Annotated in this window: 18 protein-coding genes; 11 read left to right on the top strand and 7 right to left on the bottom strand. The window is 63.4% G+C overall.

Features of this window, described 5'->3' with window-relative positions; genetic code table 11:
• Positions 1 to 47: 47 nt before the first annotated feature.
• The 4 genes from AC07WS_RS25805 to AC07WS_RS25820 form a co-directional block, all read right to left on the bottom strand.
• Complete coding sequence (locus AC07WS_RS25805; RefSeq protein ID WP_494731814.1) at positions 48 to 3,629, bottom strand: ABC transporter permease/M1 family aminopeptidase; 3,582 nt, start codon at positions 3,627 to 3,629, stop codon at positions 48 to 50.
• A gap of 9 nt (positions 3,630 to 3,638) precedes the next feature.
• The gene (locus AC07WS_RS25810) at positions 3,639 to 4,532 is read right to left on the bottom strand and encodes an ABC transporter ATP-binding protein (protein WP_494731815.1); all 894 of its coding nucleotides are present in this window, start codon (positions 4,530 to 4,532) and stop codon (positions 3,639 to 3,641) included.
• Between the two features lie 196 nt (positions 4,533 to 4,728).
• A complete protein-coding gene (locus AC07WS_RS25815) occupies positions 4,729 to 5,925 on the bottom strand; it encodes an ABC transporter permease (protein ID WP_494731816.1) in 1,197 nt (398 codons plus the stop codon).
• A 3-nt stretch (positions 5,926 to 5,928) separates the two neighbouring features.
• Complete coding sequence (locus tag AC07WS_RS25820) at positions 5,929 to 6,708, bottom strand: ABC transporter ATP-binding protein (RefSeq protein WP_494731817.1); 780 nt, start codon at positions 6,706 to 6,708, stop codon at positions 5,929 to 5,931.
• Between the two features lie 111 nt (positions 6,709 to 6,819).
• On the opposite strand from AC07WS_RS25820, the gene AC07WS_RS25825 reads away from it, so the two are divergent.
• The 3 genes from AC07WS_RS25825 to AC07WS_RS25835 are packed head-to-tail and all read left to right on the top strand — an operon-like array spanning position 6,820 to position 8,760.
• Positions 6,820 to 7,254: a hypothetical protein gene (locus AC07WS_RS25825; RefSeq protein WP_494731818.1), complete on the top strand. Its 435-nt coding sequence runs from the start codon at positions 6,820 to 6,822 to the stop codon at positions 7,252 to 7,254.
• A gap of 47 nt (positions 7,255 to 7,301) precedes the next feature.
• Entirely contained in the window at positions 7,302 to 7,943 is a 642-nt protein-coding gene (gene coq7 / locus AC07WS_RS25830; protein ID WP_494731819.1) for a 2-polyprenyl-3-methyl-6-methoxy-1,4-benzoquinone monooxygenase, read from the top strand.
• Positions 7,944 to 7,962: 19 nt separating this feature from the next.
• Positions 7,963 to 8,760: an alpha/beta fold hydrolase gene (locus AC07WS_RS25835; RefSeq protein ID WP_494731820.1), complete on the top strand. Its 798-nt coding sequence runs from the start codon at positions 7,963 to 7,965 to the stop codon at positions 8,758 to 8,760.
• Here the strand turns inward: AC07WS_RS25835 and AC07WS_RS25840 are convergent.
• Positions 8,744 to 9,169 (bottom strand): OsmC family protein, encoded by a 426-nt coding sequence (locus AC07WS_RS25840; protein WP_494731821.1) that lies wholly within the window; start codon positions 9,167 to 9,169, stop codon positions 8,744 to 8,746. The genes AC07WS_RS25835 and AC07WS_RS25840 overlap by 17 nt on opposite strands.
• Before the next feature lie 130 nt (positions 9,170 to 9,299).
• On the opposite strand from AC07WS_RS25840, the gene AC07WS_RS25845 reads away from it, so the two are divergent.
• The 6 genes from AC07WS_RS25845 to erpA all read left to right on the top strand — a co-directional run bounded on the left by AC07WS_RS25845 (position 9,300) and on the right by erpA (position 14,510).
• Entirely contained in the window at positions 9,300 to 11,498 is a 2,199-nt protein-coding gene (locus AC07WS_RS25845; protein WP_494731822.1) for an NHL repeat-containing protein, read from the top strand.
• A gap of 129 nt (positions 11,499 to 11,627) precedes the next feature.
• Positions 11,628 to 12,056, top strand: a complete 429-nt coding sequence (gene rplM, locus AC07WS_RS25850) for a 50S ribosomal protein L13 (protein ID WP_008445136.1) — start codon at positions 11,628 to 11,630, stop codon at positions 12,054 to 12,056.
• Positions 12,057 to 12,065: 9 nt separating this feature from the next.
• Complete coding sequence (gene rpsI, locus AC07WS_RS25855) at positions 12,066 to 12,458, top strand: 30S ribosomal protein S9 (RefSeq protein ID WP_008445137.1); 393 nt, start codon at positions 12,066 to 12,068, stop codon at positions 12,456 to 12,458.
• 159 nt (positions 12,459 to 12,617) lie between these two features.
• The gene (argC, locus tag AC07WS_RS25860) at positions 12,618 to 13,655 is read left to right on the top strand and encodes an N-acetyl-gamma-glutamyl-phosphate reductase (protein WP_494731823.1); all 1,038 of its coding nucleotides are present in this window, start codon (positions 12,618 to 12,620) and stop codon (positions 13,653 to 13,655) included.
• 69 nt (positions 13,656 to 13,724) lie between these two features.
• On the top strand, positions 13,725 to 14,096 hold the full coding sequence (locus AC07WS_RS25865; protein WP_494731824.1) for a bactofilin family protein: 372 nt from the start codon (positions 13,725 to 13,727) through the stop codon (positions 14,094 to 14,096).
• Between the two features lie 51 nt (positions 14,097 to 14,147).
• A complete protein-coding gene (erpA, locus tag AC07WS_RS25870; RefSeq protein ID WP_161098401.1) occupies positions 14,148 to 14,510 on the top strand; it encodes an iron-sulfur cluster insertion protein ErpA in 363 nt (120 codons plus the stop codon).
• 70 nt (positions 14,511 to 14,580) lie between these two features.
• Here the strand turns inward: erpA and AC07WS_RS25875 are convergent, their stop codons facing one another.
• Together AC07WS_RS25875 and AC07WS_RS25880 are read right to left on the bottom strand one after the other, a co-directional pair.
• Positions 14,581 to 15,675: an anhydro-N-acetylmuramic acid kinase gene (locus AC07WS_RS25875; RefSeq protein ID WP_494731825.1), complete on the bottom strand. Its 1,095-nt coding sequence runs from the start codon at positions 15,673 to 15,675 to the stop codon at positions 14,581 to 14,583.
• A 103-nt stretch (positions 15,676 to 15,778) separates the two neighbouring features.
• On the bottom strand, positions 15,779 to 17,161 hold the full coding sequence (locus AC07WS_RS25880) for a M23 family metallopeptidase (protein WP_494731826.1): 1,383 nt from the start codon (positions 17,159 to 17,161) through the stop codon (positions 15,779 to 15,781).
• A 157-nt stretch (positions 17,162 to 17,318) separates the two neighbouring features.
• Here AC07WS_RS25880 and tyrS point away from each other — a divergent pair, with 157 nt between their 5' ends.
• The gene (gene tyrS, locus AC07WS_RS25885) at positions 17,319 to 18,572 is read left to right on the top strand and encodes a tyrosine--tRNA ligase (protein ID WP_494731827.1); all 1,254 of its coding nucleotides are present in this window, start codon (positions 17,319 to 17,321) and stop codon (positions 18,570 to 18,572) included.
• Positions 18,569 to 19,015 (top strand): D-aminoacyl-tRNA deacylase, encoded by a 447-nt coding sequence (dtd, locus tag AC07WS_RS25890; RefSeq protein WP_494731828.1) that lies wholly within the window; start codon positions 18,569 to 18,571, stop codon positions 19,013 to 19,015. Before tyrS ends, dtd begins: the two co-directional genes overlap by 4 nt.
• The last annotated feature ends 12 nt before the right edge of the window (positions 19,016 to 19,027 follow it).

The following is a 19,027-nucleotide window of genomic DNA, read 5'->3' on the forward strand; positions in this document are numbered from 1 at the left end:
GTCTACGGCAGAGCTCGTGTCCGAATGTCAGACTTGACCCCACCGTGTTACTGGGCCTGCAGCTCCACGTTGATCATATTGTCGTCCGGCTTGCGGTCGATGAGCTTGTTGTCGGGATCGATGCCGGCCTTGCCCGGACGGCCATTGATGATGACCGTGTACAGGTTCTCCTTGCGGTCGATGAGCTTGCGTTCGCGGTACAGGCTGTTGCCGTCCTTGTCGTCGATGCCGATGTCGATCCAGTCCTTCAGCGGCGTGTCCTTTTCCGCGCCCTGGTCGTTGGCCCGCACCTTGGCCGCGCTGACCAGGAACGTGACCTCGTATTTGCCGTCGGCCAGCTTGCGCGCGGTGGCCGAGACCGCATGGTTCTCGTACAGCACGATGCTGTTGAACAGGTCGTCGATCAGGTAGGCCTGCTCCGGCGGCGTGATCTTGCGCAGCGCGTCGACCAGCACCGTCACGCTCGGATACGGCCCGCTCTTGCGGCCGGCCTGCGCCAGCACGTCCTTGAGCGCATTGTTGATCTTGGCCTCGCCCAGGATGTCCTGCAACTGGTACATCGCCAGGCTGCCTTTGTGGTACTGGATGTAGGTCTGGTTTTCGTTGTCCGCCAGCGGCAGTTCCTTCTTGCGCTCCAGCGCGCGGCCCACCAGGTACAGGTCCAGGTCGTAGTGCAGGAAGCGGCGCATCTTGTCCGCGCCGAAATTCTTCTTCATCACCATCAGCGCCGAGTACTCGGCCAGCGTTTCGCTCAGCACCGTGCTGCCGCGCGTGTTGCCGCCGACCAGCTGGTGGCCCCACCACTGGTGCGCCACTTCATGCGCGGTGATGTAGAACGGGTAGTCGATGTCCTTGGGATTCTTGTCGTTGACCTTGGCGATGAAGCCTATCGATTCCGAATACGGTATCGTGGTCGGGAACGATTGCGCGTACATGGCGTAGCGCGGAAACTCGACAATGCGCACCAGCTTGTTCTGGTAGGGGCCGAAGTTGCGCGTGTAGTAGTCCAGCGATTCCTTGATGCCCTTGTCCATGCGGTCGAGGTTGTACTCGTGGCCGGGATGGTAGTAGAGCTCGATGCCCACGTCCTGCCACCAGTCGCGCTTGACCAGGTAGCGCGCCGACTGGATGGCGTAGTAGTTCAGGATGGGCTGGTCCATCTTGTAGTGGTAGTAGTGCCGTCCCAGCCTGCTCCATTCCTTGACCAGCGTGCCCGGCGCGATGGCGATCTGGTCGGCGCTGGTGCTGATGGTGGCGTCGAAATTGATCCAGTCGGCGTCGCTGCTGACGGCGTTGTTGGCCAGGCCGGCCGGATCGTCGCGCGGCAGCATGCGCTCGCGCGCCGTCAGCTTGTGCTTGCGGCGGTCGCGCGCATCGTTCAGTTCCATCGCCTGCTGATAGCCGATGTGCGGCAGCACGGTGTTGTTGAAGAAGGTGCCGTTGCCGACCACCGGCGTGTCCTGGCCCATGCCCAGGATGCCTTCGGGGATGAAGGCGAGGTCGAATTCCATCGTCAGCTGCGCGCCCGGCGCCAGCGGCTTGGCCAGCTTGTAGCTGTAGAAGCCGAGGTCGTCGTCCTGCAAGCCCGGCCGCGCATCCTGGCTGAAGCGCACCTTGAATTGCGTGGCGGTGTTGTCCTGGTAGATCAGCACATCGCTGATGGCTTGCGCGCTCTTGTTCTCCAGCAGGTAGCGGCCCTTGACCACCAGGCTGCGCCGATCCGGCATGATGGCGACGTCGAGCTTGACGTCGGTGACGCGCGGCTGCGGCAGCGCGGCGAATTTCTTGTACTTGCGTTCGTAGTCGGCGTGCTCGGCATCCTTCTGGTAAGCCGATTTGAAACAGTGGGCGACGTGGGTGTTGTAGAACACCACGCCGCCGGCGCCGACAAAGACCAGCAGGCCGGCCGCCAGCGTGCTCAGCACCTGCACCGTCAGCGCGTGGCGCGCCAGCTGCAGGCGCTGGCGCCAGCCGTCGTTGGTGCCGCGCGCCCAGAACAGCAGCGACAGCACCACCAGCAGCAGGGCCGCGCCGGCCCAGTACAGCTCGAACCAGCGCTCGCGCGCCAGGTAGTGGCCGTAGCCGTTCATCGCGGAGTAGATGAAGCTCGGCATGTTGCCGTAGATGAGCATGGGATCGTCGACGCCCACCGTGCCCAGCGTGATGCTGGCCAGGTAGTAGACGATCATGGCGAAATAGGCCAGGTATTTCTGGTTGATCAGCACCTGCAGCGCGATCGCCAGCACGGCCGACAGCGCGTAGGCCGGCAGCTGGATCAGGAACAGGTGGTACAGGTAGAGGCCGGGCTCGAGGATGAAATAGCCTTTGACGATCTGGATCGCCATGCCGCACAACATCACGACCGCCATCAGCATGGCCTGCAGGCCGATCAGCGCGATCAGCTTGGACAGCATCGGCAGCCAGCTCGGGATGGGCAGCGCGTCCAGCATCTGGCCCATGCGGGCCTCGCGCTCGCGCCACACCAGCTCGCCCGCGTAAAAGGTGGTGATGACGAACATGAACAGCGCGAAGGTTTCCGACACCGATTCCAGCACCAGGTAGGTGACCGGATAGGTGGTGGTGCCGAACAGCGAGCCCATGTCCAGCGCGCTGGCGAACATCATCAGCACGCCGGCCAGCACGATGACCAGGAAGTAGATGTTCTTGGTGGTTTCGCGCAGGTTCAGCCAGCTCATCTTGAACAGCAGGGCGGCCAGGCTGCGCGAGGCGAAGTCCGGCTTTTCCTGGGTGCTGGTGGACTGGGCCGACAGGTGCAGCGGCGCCTCGCCCTCGCCGCGGCTGGTGCTGCCGGCGCCGCTGTCGAGGGAGGCGATGAAGTGGAAGCGCCAGTAGCCCAGCAGCAGGCCGGCCAGCGCGAACGAGCACCACAGCACGCGGTTGAGCAGGTACACGCCCTCCGGCCAGAACATGCGGGTGTTGCGCTCGAAGATGGGCCAGTACTCGGTCAGGCGGATCACGGCGGTGGTGCCGAAGGGGTCGATCAGCGCGGCCAGCGTCTTGTAGTCGAGGTCGCGCGCCAGGCCGGGCGCGACGATGTAGCCGATCAGCATGACCACGCTGGAGATGTAGACCGGCAGCATGCGCCGCGTCAGCGCGGCCAGGATGAAGAACACGGCGCCGAAGATGAACAGGTCGGGCAGGATGACGATCAGATAGGGGATCAGGTAGCCCAGCAGGCCGGGCTGGCCCAGCCGCTCCGGGTCGATGCCAGGTATGTAGCTGCCCAGCCAGGCGCCCAGCACGATGCTGGTGAAGATGATGGCCAGCGTCAGGTAGGCGCCGAGGAAGCGGCCGAACATGTACTGGTGCTTCTTGATCGGCGCGCTGAAAAAGAAGTGCTGCATGTCGTACTCGAAATCCTGCTGCACCGAGCGGCCCATCATGGCAGCCATGACCACCACGCCCAGCGAGGCCAGCACGCTGGTGGTGAACATCAGCGAGCGGGGCGAATCGATCAGCTGGCTGCCGAAGGCAACCGAGGCGCCCTTGAAGACGCCGCCGGCGGCGGCCATCCACAGCAGCGACAGCGCCAGGAAACCCAGGAAATAGACCCAGGTGGACAGCAGCTTGAGGCGCTGGCGCGCTTCAAAATAGGCGATGGAGAACATGCGGCCGCCTTAATCGCAGGTGGCCGCGGCACTGTGGCGGCCGGCGATGGTGGCGAAATAGACATCCTCCAGGTCGCCGATGGCTTCCTCGAAGCCGTCGCCGGGATCGGTCTCGCTGTAGACGTGGATCAGGGTGCGGCCCGACAGCAGGCGCGACGAGATGACCGGGTGGCGCAGCTGGAACGAGGGCAGGTCGCGCTTGTCGATGAAGCGGGCCCAGATCTTGTCGCTGACCTCGTGGATCAGCTCCTGGGTCGGGCCGCACAGCAGCAGGTGGCCCTTGTTGATGATGGCCATGTTGGCGCACAGGTCGGCCACGTCGCTGACGATGTGGGTCGACAGGATCACGGTCTTGTCGTCGCCGATGTCGGACAGCAGGTTGTGGAAGCGCACCCGCTCCTGCGGGTCGAGGCCGGCGGTGGGCTCGTCGACGATGATCAGTTTCGGATCGCCCAGCAGCGCCTGGGCGATGCCGAAGCGCTGGCGCATGCCGCCGGAAAAGCCGCCCAGGCGCTGGTTGCGCACCTCGAACAGATTGGTCTGCTGCAGCAGGCCGTCGACCACCTCGCGCCGGCGGGCGCGGTTGGACAGGCCCTTGAGCACGGCAAAATGGTCGAGCAGCTCGTAGGCGGTCACCTTCGGATACACGCCGAAGTCCTGCGGCAGGTAGCCCAGCAGGCGACGCACCTCGTCCTTTTCGTCCAGCACATCGATGTCGTCCAGGAACACGGAACCGGAATCGCATTCCTGCAAGGTGGCCAGCGTGCGCATCAGCGTCGACTTGCCGGCGCCGTTGGGCCCGAGCAAGCCGAACATCCCGGTCGGGATGGTGAGCGAGATGTTGTCCAGCGCCACGACGCCATTGCCGTAGGTCTTGGACAAGTTGCTGATGCGTAATTCCATGCTAACTCCTGAATGATTCTGCCGGTGCATGGCCCGCGTTTCTGCACGGCCATACACTTTTCACATGATGGCATTGTATTGAATTTGTTCTATACATGGGGCGCCATTGCGATGGGCGGCGCAAACCGCGCGCCAGAGTGCAGAAAAGGCCGACCAGACTGCGGCGCAATTGGAGCTGGTTGAATAGACAACTTATTCAATTTCTAAACAAAACCTGCTCGCGGTTGAACCACCAGCGGCACACGGCCAGCAGGGCGCCGGCGGTCAGCGTGGTCGACAGCAGGATCACCCAGAACATGCTGTAGTCCATGGTGCCCTTGACCAGCTCCTTCATGGCCAGGGAAACATTGGTCAGCGGCACCATCGCCCACTTCCAGTTCAGCTCCACGCCGGGCAGCAGCGCCACCAGGGTCGGCAGCACGGTGACCAGGATCAGCGGCGAGATCAGGCCGGCCGCCTCCTTGTAGCTCTTGGCGTAGACCGAGATCGACAGCAGGATGGCGGCGAAGATGGCGGCGGTCGGCACCAGCATCAGCGCCACCATGGTCAGGTCGAGCAGGCCGATGGCGCGCACCATCAGCACCAGGTCGCCGCCGATCACGGGGCCGAAGAAGGTCAGCAGCAGGCCCATGCTGGCGATCATCAGCAGCGCCGAGGTCAGGCCCACGGTGAACAGCATCAGGAACTTGGCCATCACCAGCGCCGTGCGCGAGACCGGCGCCAGCAGCAGGGTTTCCAGCGTGCCGCGCTCCTTTTCGCCGGCGCCGGTGTCGATCGCCGGGTACATCGCCGCCACCAGGCACACCATCAGCAGGATGTAGGGCAGCATGCCGCCTATCATCGCGCCCATCTGCTCGCGCTTGTCGGCGGTGGAGTGGTCCTCCAGCGTGATCGGGTCCAGCGCGAAACGCAGCTGCTCCTGGTTGAGGTTGAGCGCGGACAGCGCCTGCTCGCGCAGCAGGCGGTTCTGGCCGCCGATCACCGACATCACGCGCTTGCGCGTCAGGTCCACGGTGACGGCGCTGTTGTAGTGCAGCGCGATCACGCCCTGCTGCTGCTGGGCCAGCTTGGCCTCGAAGCCGGCCGGGATCACCAGCGCGAACTTGATGCGGTCGTCGCCGATGGCGGCCTTGATGTCGGCCGGGCTGGCCAGCACCACCTCGCGGAAGCCCTTTTCTTTGGCGAAGCGCTCGGCCAGGTGCGGCGCCTGGTCCTTGCCGAAGATCGAGTAGGCCATCTCGGCCTGGCTGGCCTGCTTGAACATGGTCGAGGAGACGTAGCCGAAGCCGGTGAAGATCAGCGGCATGGCGAACACGGGGATGAACACGGTGAAGAAAAAAGTGCGGCGGTCGCGCGCCAGCTCCAGCAATTCCTTGATGTAGATGATCCACATGGCTCAGGCCTCCCGGTTGATGACGCCGACGAAGGCGTCGTACAGGTCGGCGCTGCCGCCCAGGTGGCGCAGCTCGTCGACCGTGCCGTGGAAGGCGGTCTTGCCGTGGTTGATGATGCAGACCCGGTCGCACAGCTTTTCCACCTCGTGCAGGTGGTGGGTGGAGAAGATCAGCGGCACGTGCAGCGCCTTGTAGCTGGCGATGAAGTCCAGCAGGATCTTGGCCGACATCACATCCAGGCCGGTGGTCGGCTCGTCGAGGATGACGATCTGCGGCTCGTGCACCACGGTGCGGGCGATCGAGCATTTCTGCCTCATGCCGGTCGACAGCTGGTCGGCGCGCTTGTTGCCGTACTCGGTCATCTGCAGCAGCTCGAACAGCTCGTCGCAGCGGCGCTTCAGGTAGGGCGGGCTCATGCCGTGCAGGCGGCCGAAGTATTCGACGTTTTCGCGCGCGGTCAGGCGGCCGTACAGGCCGGTCGTGCCGGACAGGAAGCCGATGTGCTGGCGCGCGGTCAGCGGATCGTGCAGCAGGTCGACGCCGTTGGCATGTATGCTGCCCGCGTCCGGCTTGAGGGCGGTCGACAGCAGGCGCAGGGTGGTGGTCTTGCCGGCGCCGTTGGGGCCGAGCAGCCCGAGCACCTCGCCTGGCGCACAGCGGAAGCTGACATCGCGCACCGCGTGGAACCAGCCGTCGTGCTCGCGCGGGTCGCGCGCCTGGGCGGGCCTGCCGCCGCGCGACGGCATTCGAAAGCGCTTGGCGAGACCCCTGACCTCGATCATTGTGCTGTCCTTGTTAAGAAAATTTCAAGAGTAGCATGTAAAAATTCTCACGCGCAAGCTACTGGCTGAACAAATGTCTTGCTATAGTCAGATATGGGAGAAGAACAAAAAATGAATCCTCAATTGCAGGAAAAAATCCTGGCGGTCACCCATTGCGGCGTGGACCGGCGCGAGTCCACCGGTTTCTTCCGCGTGGCTCTGGGACTGTACTACCTGTCGGGCCTGATGACCAAGGAAACGCTGGACTTCGTCAAGCTGGACCGCGAATTCAACCGCTTCATCTACCACAGCATCGGCAAGGGCCACAGCATCACTAGCATCCTGCAATACATGAGCGGGGAGAAGGTGGTGCCGGTGGTGGAGTCCAAGCGCTTCCTGCGGGCGTTTGCCGAGCATTGCCCGGAAGTGCCGATCGAAAACATCCCCTTCCTGCTGGGCCTGAACCTGAGCGTGGCCAAGGATATTTCCAGGATCGACGTGCGCGGCCCGGTGGCCGATTACATCGAACGCCAGCGCCAGTTGCGCGAGGCGGCCGAGGCAAATTGAGGCGGCGGCCTTTATAATATGGCTTTCGTCCGAATGCGAGTTTGCCCATGGCTGCCTATCACCACACCCCGCTGGACCGATTGATCGCCGGCGCCGACAAGGCGCTGCGCGTGATCACCGGTGTCGCCTCGGCCTCGCGCCCGACGCCGGCGCTGCACGCGGCCGACGCCCAGATGAGCGAGGCGGAAATCCGCCACAGCGCCGGGCTGATGCGCGTGAACCATGTGGGCGAGGTGTGCGCGCAGGCGCTGTACAACTCGCAGAGCCGCTTCGCCAAGACCGAGCAGATGCGCGCGCAGTTCGAGCAGGCGGGCAGGGAAGAGGAAGACCATCTGGCCTGGACCGCGCAGCGGCTGGGCGAATTGAATTCGCACATCAGCGTGCTCAATCCGCTGTTCTACGCCGGCGCGTATGCGCTGGGCACGGTGGCGGCGGTGCTGGGCGATGCGCGCAGCCTGGGCTTTGTGGTGGAGACGGAACGGCAGGTGGAGGCGCACCTGGCCAGCCATCTGGACAAGCTGCCGCCGCAGGACGCCAAGTCGCGCGCCATCGTCGAGCAGATGCGATTGGATGAGATCGAACACGGCGCCGCCGCGCAGGCGCTGGGCGCCTCGCAGACGCCGGCCCCGGTGCAGGCCGTGATGGCGGTGATGGGCAAGATCATGACCAGCACCGCGTACTACATCTAGCCGGGCCGCATTCACAGCCATGGCAAGCAAGTACGCTCCCAGCCAGACCAGCGCGCGCGGACAGGTCGTTCGTATCAACGATATCGAGCTGTACTACGAGGAGTACGGCGCCGGGGCGCCGCTGGTGCTGCTGCACGGGTTCGGCGGCAGCGCGCAGAACTGGCATCCCTTTACCGCCGAGCTGTCCGGGCGTTATCGGCTGATCGTCGTGGACCTGCGCGGCCACGGCCACTCCACCAATCCGGCGAACAAATTCACCCACCGGGAAGCGGCCGATGACGTGTTCCGGCTGCTTGAGCAATTGGGGATAGGCCGTTTCTCGGCGATGGGGATGAGCTCGGGCGGAATGACGCTGCTGCACATGGCAACCAGCCAGCCCGCGCGCATCGACGCGATGGTGCTGGTCAGCGCGACCACCCATTTCCCCGAGCAGGCCAGGGCGATCATGCGGCGGGCGTCGTTTGCCACCATGCCCCAGCCGGTGCGGGACATGTATCGCGAGTGCGCAAAGCGGGGCGACGAACAGGTGCGCCAGCTCATCGCGCAGTTCAATGCCTTCCACGCAAGCCACGACGACATGAATTTCACTGCGAAAGAACTGTCCGGCGTTGCCGCCCGCACGCTGGTGGTGCATGGCGACCGCGACAATTTTTTCCCCGTTGAAATCGCCGTCAACCTCTACCGCTCGATACCGGACGCTGCGCTGTGGATAGTTCCCGGCGGCGACCACGTTCCGGTTTTTGACGCCGCGGTGCCATTCGCGACGACGGCCCTGGCGTTCCTTGCCGGGCCGGCGAGCGTTACGCGGCCTCGATGATCTCGAACGAATGCGTGATCTCGGCGGTCTTGCCGAGCATGATGGAAGCCGAGCAGTACTTGTCGTGCGACAGCGTGATCGCGCGTTCCACCGCCTCGGGCTTCAAGTCCTTGCCGGTCACGGTGAAGTGGAAGTTAATCTTGGTAAACACCTTCGGCTCCGTCTCCGCGCGCTCGGCCGTCAGCGTGCACTCGCAGCCGCGGATGTCGGCGCGGCCCTTCTTCAGGATCAGCACCACGTCATACGCCGTGCAGCCGCCGGTGCCCAGCAACACCATTTCCATCGGACGCGGCGCCAGGTTGTGGCCGCCGCCCTCGGGCGCGCCGTCCATGTTGACCATGTGACCGGAACCGGTCTGGGCCAAGAAACTCATGCCCGACGGGCCATTCCAGCTGACTTTGCATTCCATCGTTCTCTCCGTTACAAATCGTTGCGCATATTGTAAAGGAGTCCGGCCGGACTGGCTTGCATGAGGTTTTATATCTTGCCGTGGACGCACTTGGATCGCATAATTTATGACCCAGATCAAGGAGCCCGCGATGAGCCATGCTATCGAATACCTTTGTTCCTACGGAGAGTTGACGGCGCCGGGCACCACGCCGCTGGGGCCGCTGCCCGACGATTTCACGCTCAATTCGCCGGTCGGCGTGCATGCCGATAGTTACGGCCGGCTGTGGGTGTGCGACACCGGCAACAGCCGCGTGCTGGTGTTCTCCGCCGACCTGGCCGAGCTGCTGCACGTGGTCGAAGGCCCCGGCGCCGACACGCCCGAGGCGCCGCGCCTGCTGATGCCCTTCCATGTCTGCCCGCATCCCACCCACCAGCTGATGTACTGCACCGACATGGGCCACGGCCGCGTGGTGGCCTTCGCCTACGACGAGGACGAGGTGTGGTTCAGCTATGCCTTCGGCCAGGGCGACAGCCGCTACCTGCCGCTGTCCGATCCGAACGGCATCACGGTGGTGCGCGAGCGCGACGGCGTGGACTACCTGTATGTCTGCGACGAGTTCTTCCACACCGCCGATGACTTGGCCAGCCGCTGCGTGAAGTTCACGCTGGAGGGCGAGTTCGTCGCGCAGTTCCGCCACGTGGCCGGGCCGGGCGTCCGCCATGAACTGCTGTGGCCGCAGGGGCTGGCCAGCGATGCAAACGGCAATCTCTACCTCGCCAACACCGGCCACTACGAAGTGCTGAAGATCAGCACCGACTGGCCCATCGTCGACGAATGCGTGCAGGCGCCGCACGACATGGTGATGCTGCACCAGCACACCAAGCCCGGCGGCATCGGCAAGTTCAACGTGATGCGCTCGGTGTGCGTGATCGGCGACCGCGTGTTCGTGCCGGGGCATATCGAGAACGCCATCACGGTCTACGACCTGGCCGGCCAGCAGCTCAGCGTGGTCAAGGGGCTGCTGCCGATGTGGAACCATACGCTGGAGCCGGTGCATTCGCTGTCCGATTTCGTCTACGGCGCGCTGGAGGACGTGGTGTTTGTCGGCCCCTACCAGATCTGCGCGGCGGAAGGCGAGCCGGACGTGTATTTCATCAGCGAGCCGTTCGCCTCCAGCGTGATCAAGGTGCGCATCCCGCGCACGGGCATCCAGGGCGAGGAGGACGCGCTGCTGATCGAGTCGGTCGGCCACCGGCGCGACGACCAGAACCGGCTGCGCTCGACCTCGCAGTTCAACTGCATGACCTCGGTGATCGGCTTCAAGCGCGAGCGCCGCATCGTGCCGCGCGACCCGGCCGCCGGCGGCAACTGGATCGACTACTGGGCCAGAACCACCACCGGCATTTACCAATTCTGGTACGACCAGTTCCGCACGCAGATCGGCTTCGATCCGCTGGCGCGCCTGGCGAACGCCTCGCTGAACATCGATTCGGGCAACTGGTGCATGAAGACCTTCAGCACCGAGAGCGACCCCTACCGCCAGCTGCAGGACATGATGCGCGGCTTCTTCGTGCCGGGCGACCTGGCGATGGACGTCTACTACCCGCACACGCCGCCGCTGGGGCAGATCTGTCCGGGCACGCCCATCGTGTTCGTCACCAACTTCAACCTGAACACGGTGACCATGTACCAGTTCAATCCGGCCGGCTACCTGATCAACTACGGCATGCCGTTCGGGCGCGAGGGCGTGGGCGGCGACGGCACGTTGAAGGCGCCGCAGGGCATCGCGATCAACAGCCATGGCGAGATCTACATCGCCGATTCGCTCAACAACCGCATCTCGATGTGGCAGATCCAGCCGACCGGCTACGTGGTATTCCGCAAAAATTTCCGCTGGCGGGACGACGAGGGCTTCACGCCCTGCGACGTCGCGATCGACGCCCGCGACCGCTTGTTCGTCTGCGACCAATTCAACAACTGCCTGCGCGTGTTCGACCGCGAGGGCAACAGCCTGTGGAGCTACGGCCACCTCGGCTATTGCGACGATGTCGATGCGGACCACGAAAACTTCATGCTGCCGGCCAGCGTCTGCATCGACGGCGGGCGCCTGATCGTCAACGACCTGGTCAACCGCGCGCTGAAGATGTTCCGCATCGGCGACGACACGCTGTATTACGAGGCCGGCATTTCCGTGTTCAAGAAGTACCCGGACGCCGGCGGCGTCTGGATGCCGTACTTCATCTACGCCGACCGCGGCCGCCTGTACGTGCCCGACACGACTTTCAATGTGGTCAATGTTTTCAGCTACCAGGCCGCCGAGCCCGATTCCATCGGGATGGCGGCTTGACTCGGCGGGCGGTTCTGGCTTATACTTGTCGGCTTTCCGTTCGCTCAGGAAAGTAAATAAGAAGGCCGAGTCCGCTGAAGCCATGGCGGAACCACCATTTGAGCGTGTTTTATTATTTAGGAAGTCAACATGAAAACTTTTTCCGCTAAGGGCCATGAAGTCCAGCGCGATTGGTTCGTGATTGACGCGACGGACAAAGTCCTCGGACGTGTTGCCAGCGAAGTGGCACTCCGACTGCGCGGCAAACACAAGCCAGAATTTACTCCTCACGTCGACACCGGCGATTTCATCGTCATCGTCAACGCAGGCAAACTGCGCGTGACCGGCACCAAAGCAACCGAGAAGACCTACTACCGTCACTCGGGCTACCCAGGTGGCATCTATGAGACCAACTTCCTGAAAATGCAACAGCGTTTCCCAGGCCGTGCTCTGGAAAAAGCCGTCAAAGGTATGCTGCCGAAGGGCCCACTGGGCTACGCAATGATCAAGAAGCTGAAAGTGTACGCTGAAGGTTCGCACCCGCACGCTGCTCAGCAACCTAAAGCACTCGAAATCTAAGGAACTGACATGATCGGTAACTACAATTACGGCACCGGCCGTCGCAAGAGTGCAGTAGCTCGTGTGTTTATCAAAGTTGGCACTGGCCAAATCATCGTTAACGGCAAGCCAGCGGCTGAGTACTTCTCCCGCGAAACCGGCCTGATGGTTATTCGTCAACCACTGGAACTGACCGGCAACGTTGAGCGTTTTGACATCAAAGTCAACGTTCACGGCGGCGGCGAGTCCGGCCAGGCAGGTGCTGTGCGTCACGGCATCACCCGCGCCCTGATCGACTACGATGCAGCGCTGAAGGGCGATCTGGCACGCGCCGGCTTCGTTACCCGCGATGCACGTGAAGTTGAACGTAAAAAAGTTGGTCTGCGCAAAGCACGTCGCGCAAAACAATTCTCGAAGCGTTAATTTTTACGCTGTGGTGCGCTGCTTGCGGCGCGCCAAGAAAAAAGCCGCCGGCCTTGTGCCGGGCGGCTTTTTTGCTATCTGGCACACGTAATACGTCTGTCGCATATGCCTGATAAAATGGCAGTCCCCTCCACGCATCACCTCATTCAAGGAAAGAACATGATCAAAGTTGGCATCGTCGGCGGCACCGGATACACCGGAGTGGAATTGCTGCGACTGTTGGCAGTCCACCCTGATGTGCAGCTGACGGCGATCACGTCGCGCAAGGAAGATGGCTTGCCGGTTGCCGATATGTTCCCTTCGCTGCGCGGCCGCGTGAACCTCGCCTTCTCGTCGCCCGACAAGGCCGACCTGAGCCAGTGCGACGTGGTGTTCTTCGCCACCCCGCACGGCGTGGCCATGGCGCAGGCGCCCGCGCTGCTGGCGGCCGGCGTCAAGGTGATCGACCTGGCGGCGGACTTCCGCATCAAGGACAAGGCGGTCTTTGAAAAATGGTACAAGATCGACCACACCTGCCCGGAGCTGCTGGAAGAAGCCGCCTACGGCCTGGCTGAACTGAACCGCGACGCCATCAAGGGCGCGCGCCTGGTCGCCAATCCGGGCTGCTACCCGACCACCATGCAGCTGGGCTACTACCCGCTGCTCAAGGCCGGCCTGATCGACGCCGGCGCGCTGATCGCCGACTGCAAGTCCGGCGTCTCCGGCGCCGGCCGCAAGGCCGAGATCGGCACGCTGTTCTCCGAGTCGAGCGACAACTTCAAGGCCTACGGCGTGGCCGGCCACCGCCACACGCCGGAAACCTCGGCGCAGCTGCAGAAGTTCACCGCCGACCAGGTCGGCCTGGTGTTCACGCCGCATCTGGTGCCGATGATCCGCGGCATGCACTCGACCCTGTACGGCCGCCTGACCAAGGACGTCAGCAACGAACAGCTGCAGGCGCTGTTCGAAGAGCAGTACCAGGACTCGCCGTTCGTCGACGTGATGCCGTTCGGTTCGCATCCGGAGACCCGCTCCACGCGCGGCTCCAACATGCTGCGCCTGGCGCTGCATCGCCCTGACAACGGCAACACCGTGATCGTGCTGGTGGTGCAGGACAACCTGGTCAAGGGCGCGTCCGGCCAGGCGGTGCAGTGCATGAACCTGATGTTCGGCCTGGAGGAAACCACCGGCCTGACGCAGATCGCGCTGCTGCCGTAAATCAAAGTGCGGCAGGGCGGGGATAGTAGATTAGGATTACCCGCCCACCCCGCCAGCAGAAAGCCGCACATGATCGCCATGGACAGCCTGATCGGCGCCACCACCCGCGTGCACGGCAATTTGCTGTTCCGCGGCGGGCTGCGCATCGATGGCGAGGTCATCGGTAATGTTGTCGCGGAGGCAGGACAACCGAGCTATCTCGTCATCGCCGAGCATGCCCGTGTGGAAGGCGAGATACGTTGCGACCATCTGGTCGTCAATGGCGAGGTGAAAGGTTGTGTTTTCAGTGGGGATTTGCTTGAAATCCAGCCCAGCGCCCGTATCATTGGGGATGTCAGCTATAAAGTGCTGGAAATGCACGGCGGCGCGCAGGTGTTGGGCACCTTGACCCATCGCGACAGCTCCGGCGTGGAGCCGCTTTTGGCGGTCTCTGGAGCATAAATTACGCCAACGGTCTATAATGGATCAAATGTTTTCACGTAGGAGTCTGAAATGAATGCTGTCGCCGAATCGCTAGATGTAATCCCGTCGCCTATTATCTTCACCGACAGCGCGGCGCAAAAAGTCGCCCAACTGATCGAGGAGGAAGGCAATCCAGATCTGAAGCTGCGCGTATTCGTGCAGGGTGGCGGCTGCTCCGGCTTCCAGTACGGCTTCACGTTTGACGAAATCGTCAACGAAGACGACACCACCATGGTCAAGAACGGCGTTCAGCTGTTGATCGATTCGATGAGCTACCAGTATCTGGTCGGCGCGGAAATCGACTACAAGGACGACCTGGAAGGCGCGCAGTTCGTCATCAAGAATCCGACTGCCACCTCGACCTGCGGCTGCGGCTCGTCGTTCTCGGTGTAAGTTGCTGTGGTCCGGCCACGGCCGGCTGCGATCAACGGCGGACAACTCCGGTTGTGCCGCCGTTTTTGTTTTATCGCGGGTAGAGCGCGCCCAGCACGCGGTCGCCCGAGGCGCCCGTCACGCCCGGCAGGTTGCCCGCCAGCCGCTCGGTGTAGCGGTAGCCCAGCCAGGCGAAGGCCATCGCCTCGACCCGGTTCGGCGCCACGCCCAGCGCCTGGGTAGACGCCACCGCCACCCGCATGCCCAGGGTTGCGCCCAGCTCGTCCATCAGCACGCCGTTGTAGGCGCCGCCCCCGCATACGTAGACCGCGTCCGTGCCCGCGCCGTGGGCCTGTATCGCCTGCGCCAGCGTGAGCGCCGTCAGCCGCGTCAGCGTGCGTTGCACGTCTTCCGGCGCGGCGCCGGGGTGGGCCGCCAGGTGCCGGTCCAGCCATTCGACATGGAACAGGTCGCGGCCCGTGCTTTTTGGCGCCGGCAGCGCGAAGTAGGGCTCGGCCAGCATGTCGGCCAGCAGGCCGGGGATTTCCTTGCCGCTGGCCGCCCAGGCGCCGTCCTGGTCGAATTCCTTGCCCTGGTGGCGGGCGATCCACGCATCCATCAGCACATTGCCCGGCCCGGTATCGAAGCCGGTCACCTTGCCGCCGGCCAGCACGCTGATGTTGGAGATGCCGCCGATATTGGCCACCACCCGCGTCTGCCCGGCCTTGCCGAACAGCGCCTGGTGGAAGGCCGGCACCAGCGGCGCGCCCTGGCCGCCAGCGGCGATGTCGCGGCTGCGGAAGTCGGCGATCACGTCGATGCCGCACAGTTCGGCCAGCAGGGCCGGGTTATTGGTCTGGCGCGTGAAGCCCAGCTCGGGGCGGTGGCGGATGGTCTGGCCATGCACGGCCACCGCGCGGACGTCCTGCGCCTGCAGCGAGGCGTCGTCCAGCAGCGCCTGCACGCAGTCGGCGTAGTGCCGCGCCAGCTGGTTGGCGGCCAGGGCCTCGCGTTCGATCTCGTTGTGGCCGGCGGCCTGCAGCGCCATCAGTTCGGCGCGCAGCGCGGGCGGGAAGGGCACGTAGGCGGCCGCCAGCGTGTCGATGGCGTCGCCGCTGAAGCGCGCCAGCGCGCCGTCCACGCCGTCCAGGCTGGTGCCGGACATCAAACCGATATACAGAGACATAGTGGCACCCCCGAAACTGAAAAACGTATTTTGCCTGAGCGGGCGTACGCTGTCGCACGCCAATAAAAAAACAGGCCGCTGTTGCGGCCTGTCTTGATGTGGCTTACTTCGCCGCGACGCGGGTACCGCCGGAGCCGCCCGGCTGCAGCAGCGCGAAGCGGTGCGACATGTCGGAAGCGTAGGCCTTGAAGCGCGACATTTCGGCGGCCGTCAGCGGCGCCTGGGCTTGCACGTTCATCGTGCTCGGGTCCTTGGCTTCGCCGCCGACGCGGAATTCGTAGTGCAGGTGGGCGCCGGTCGACCAGCCGGTGGTGCCGACGTAGCCGATCACGTCGCCCTGGCTGACCTTGCTGCCCTTCTTGATGCCGGGCGCAAAACGGCTCATGTGGGCGTAGGCCGTGGTGTAGTTGGCCCAGTGCTTGATCATGACGAAGTTGCCGTAGCCGTTCTGGGTGCCGGCGAAATCGATCACGCCGTCGCCCGAGGCGCGGATCGGCGTGCCGGTCGGCGCCGGGAAGTCGATGCCCTTGTGGGCTTTCCACTGGCCGGAAATCGGATGCACGCGCATCGCGAAGCCGGAGGAGATACGGGAGAATTCAACCGGGGATTTGAGGAAGGCTTTCTTGAGGGCTTTGCCGTCGAAGCTGTAGTAGCCGCCGCCCTGTTTGCTTTGTGGATCTTCGAACCAGACCGACTGATACGTCGTGCCCTTGTTGGTGAACTCGCCGGCCAGGATGCGGCCCGCGCGCACAAACTCTCCATCCTGCCAGAACGTTTCGTAGACCACGTTGAAATGGTCGCCGCGCTTCAGGTCGCCGCGGAAGTCGATGCTGGTCGAAAACATCTCGACGATCTGCTTGACGATGGTGTCGGGCAGCTTGGCGCCGTCTTCGCTCGAATCGGTGGCCGCGTACAGCGTCGAGGTGATGGTGCGCGCGTGCATTTCCACGCGGCGCTCCAGCTTGGCCGCTTCTTCTTCCGCGACAAAGCCTTCGCCCTTGCGGGTGATCTTGATGTTCTTGACCGGATTGTCCTTGCCGTCCACCACCACGGCGCGCAGCCATTGCAGGTTGCCCTCGTCGTCGGTCTGCGCCTGGACCCGCTTGCCGGTCTTGAGCTGCATCACGCCTTTCGCCACTTTATCTTTTTTGATAAAGTTCTCGGCCGCCTCGTCGTCCACGCCGAGGCGGGTCAACAGCGCGGCCAGCGTGTCGCCGGCGCGGATTTTTTCTTCGTGGACGAAGTGTTCGTTGGAGGATTGCTGTTCCAGCGCGGAGATCTGCGAGCTGAGATCCGGCAGTGCCACCGATTCCTGCACCGATTTGACCGGCAGGTCGGACGCGTCCGGAGCGAGCGGCGCTACGCCGGCGGCACCAAAAGCACACACTGCAAGAAACAATGCAGACGCGCTGATGATGCGCGCCTTGCGCGTGGAACCTAGCAGACTGAACAAGCGTGAGCTCGTGAATTTATGTATTTGGTTCATGCAATCAGTTAAAATTTGCCGCTTGAACTATTCAGGAACGTTTTATTTCTTCTAATTGTTATTAAAGTTCGTTTTCGTACGGCAAGATTGATGGATCGAGGATTATAACAAACTCCTGAAGCCGCCTACCTTTTTCTGAAAAATACCGCAAAAAATTATGACTACCTCTTCTTCGACATCGCCGGCCCCCTCTAAAGTACTGCCGTTGACCGACAGCGTTCTGGAGGCGCTCGCCATCACCAAACGCGGTGTCGACGAGCTGCTGATCGAAAGCGAATTCGCGCAAAAGCTGGCGCGCTCGGAACAGAGCGGCGTACCGCTGCGTATCAAGCTCGGCCTCGATCCTACCGCACCTGACCTGCACCTTGGCCACACTGTTGTGCTTAACAAGATGCGCCAGCTGCAGGACCTGGGCCACCAGGTGATCTTCCTGATCGGCGATTTCACCTCCATGATCGGCGATCCGTCCGGCCGCAACGCCACCCGTCCGCCGCTCACGCGCGAGCAGGTCGAGCAGAACGCCATGACCTATTTCAAGCAGGCCTCGCTGGTGCTCGATCCGTCGCGCACGGAAATCCGCTACAACTCCGAATGGTGCGACCCGCTGGGCGCGCGCGGCCTGATCAAGCTGGCCTCGCACTACACGGTCGCCCGCATGATGGAGCGCGACGATTTCAGCAAGCGCTTCAAGAGTGGGACTCCGATTGCGGTCCATGAGTTCCTGTATCCCTTGATGCAGGGCTACGATTCGGTCGCTTTGAAGGCAGACCTTGAGCTAGGTGGAACAGACCAGAAATTTAACTTGCTTGTTGGCCGCGAGCTGCAGAAGGACTACGACCAGGAACCGCAGTGCATCCTGACCATGCCGCTGCTGGAAGGCCTGGACGGCGTCGACAAGATGTCCAAGTCCAAGAACAACTACATCGGCATTACCGAGCCGGCCAACACCATGTTCGCCAAGATCATGAGCATTTCCGACGTGATGATGTGGAAATACTTCGAGCTGCTGTCGTTCCGCTCGATCGCCGACCTGGCCGCGCTCAAGGCCACCGTCGACGGCGGCGCCAACCCGCGCGACGCCAAGGTGGCGCTGGCGCAGGAAATCGTGGCCCGCTTCCACTCGCAGGCCGCGGCCGAAGAGGCGCTGAACGACTTCGTCAACCGCTCCAAGGGCGGCATACCCGACGACGTGGCGGAAATCACGCTGCCGGGCGCGCCGGCCGGCATCCAGCAGCTGCTCAAATCGGCGGGCCTGTGCGCATCGGTGTCGGAGGCTGGCCGCATGATCGACCAAGGCGGCGTGCGCATCGACGGCGCCGTCGTCAGCGACAAGGCCGTGAAGATCGAGGCCGGCACCTTCGTGCTGCAAGTGGGCAAGCGCAAGTTCGCGCGCGTCACGCTGACGGCATGATCGGCCTGCTGCAACGCGTCAGCGGCGCCAGCGTGGTGGTCGACGGCGCCACCGTCGGCGCCATCGACGCCGGCCTGATGGTGCTGGTGTGCGCCGAGCGCGGCGACACCGAGAAGGAGGCCGACGCGCTGCTGGCCAAATTGCTGGGCTACCGCGTGTTCGCGGACGACGCCGGCAAGATGAACCGCAGCGTCACCGACGTGGCGGGCGGCCTGCTGTTGGTGCCGCAGTTCACGCTGGCGGCCGACACCAACTCCGGCACGCGGCCCTCGTTCACGCCGGCCGCCGCGCCGGCCGACGGTCTGCGCCTGTTCAATTATTTTGTCGAACAGGCGCGCCAGAAGCATAAAGTGGTGCAAACCGGCCAATTCGGCGCGGACATGAAAGTGTCGCTGACCAACGATGGTCCGGTGACGTTCTGGCTACAGACAAACGCAAAATAAATTGGCGGTTGG

Source organism: Duganella sp. GW821-FHT01E12, assembly GCF_059422325.1.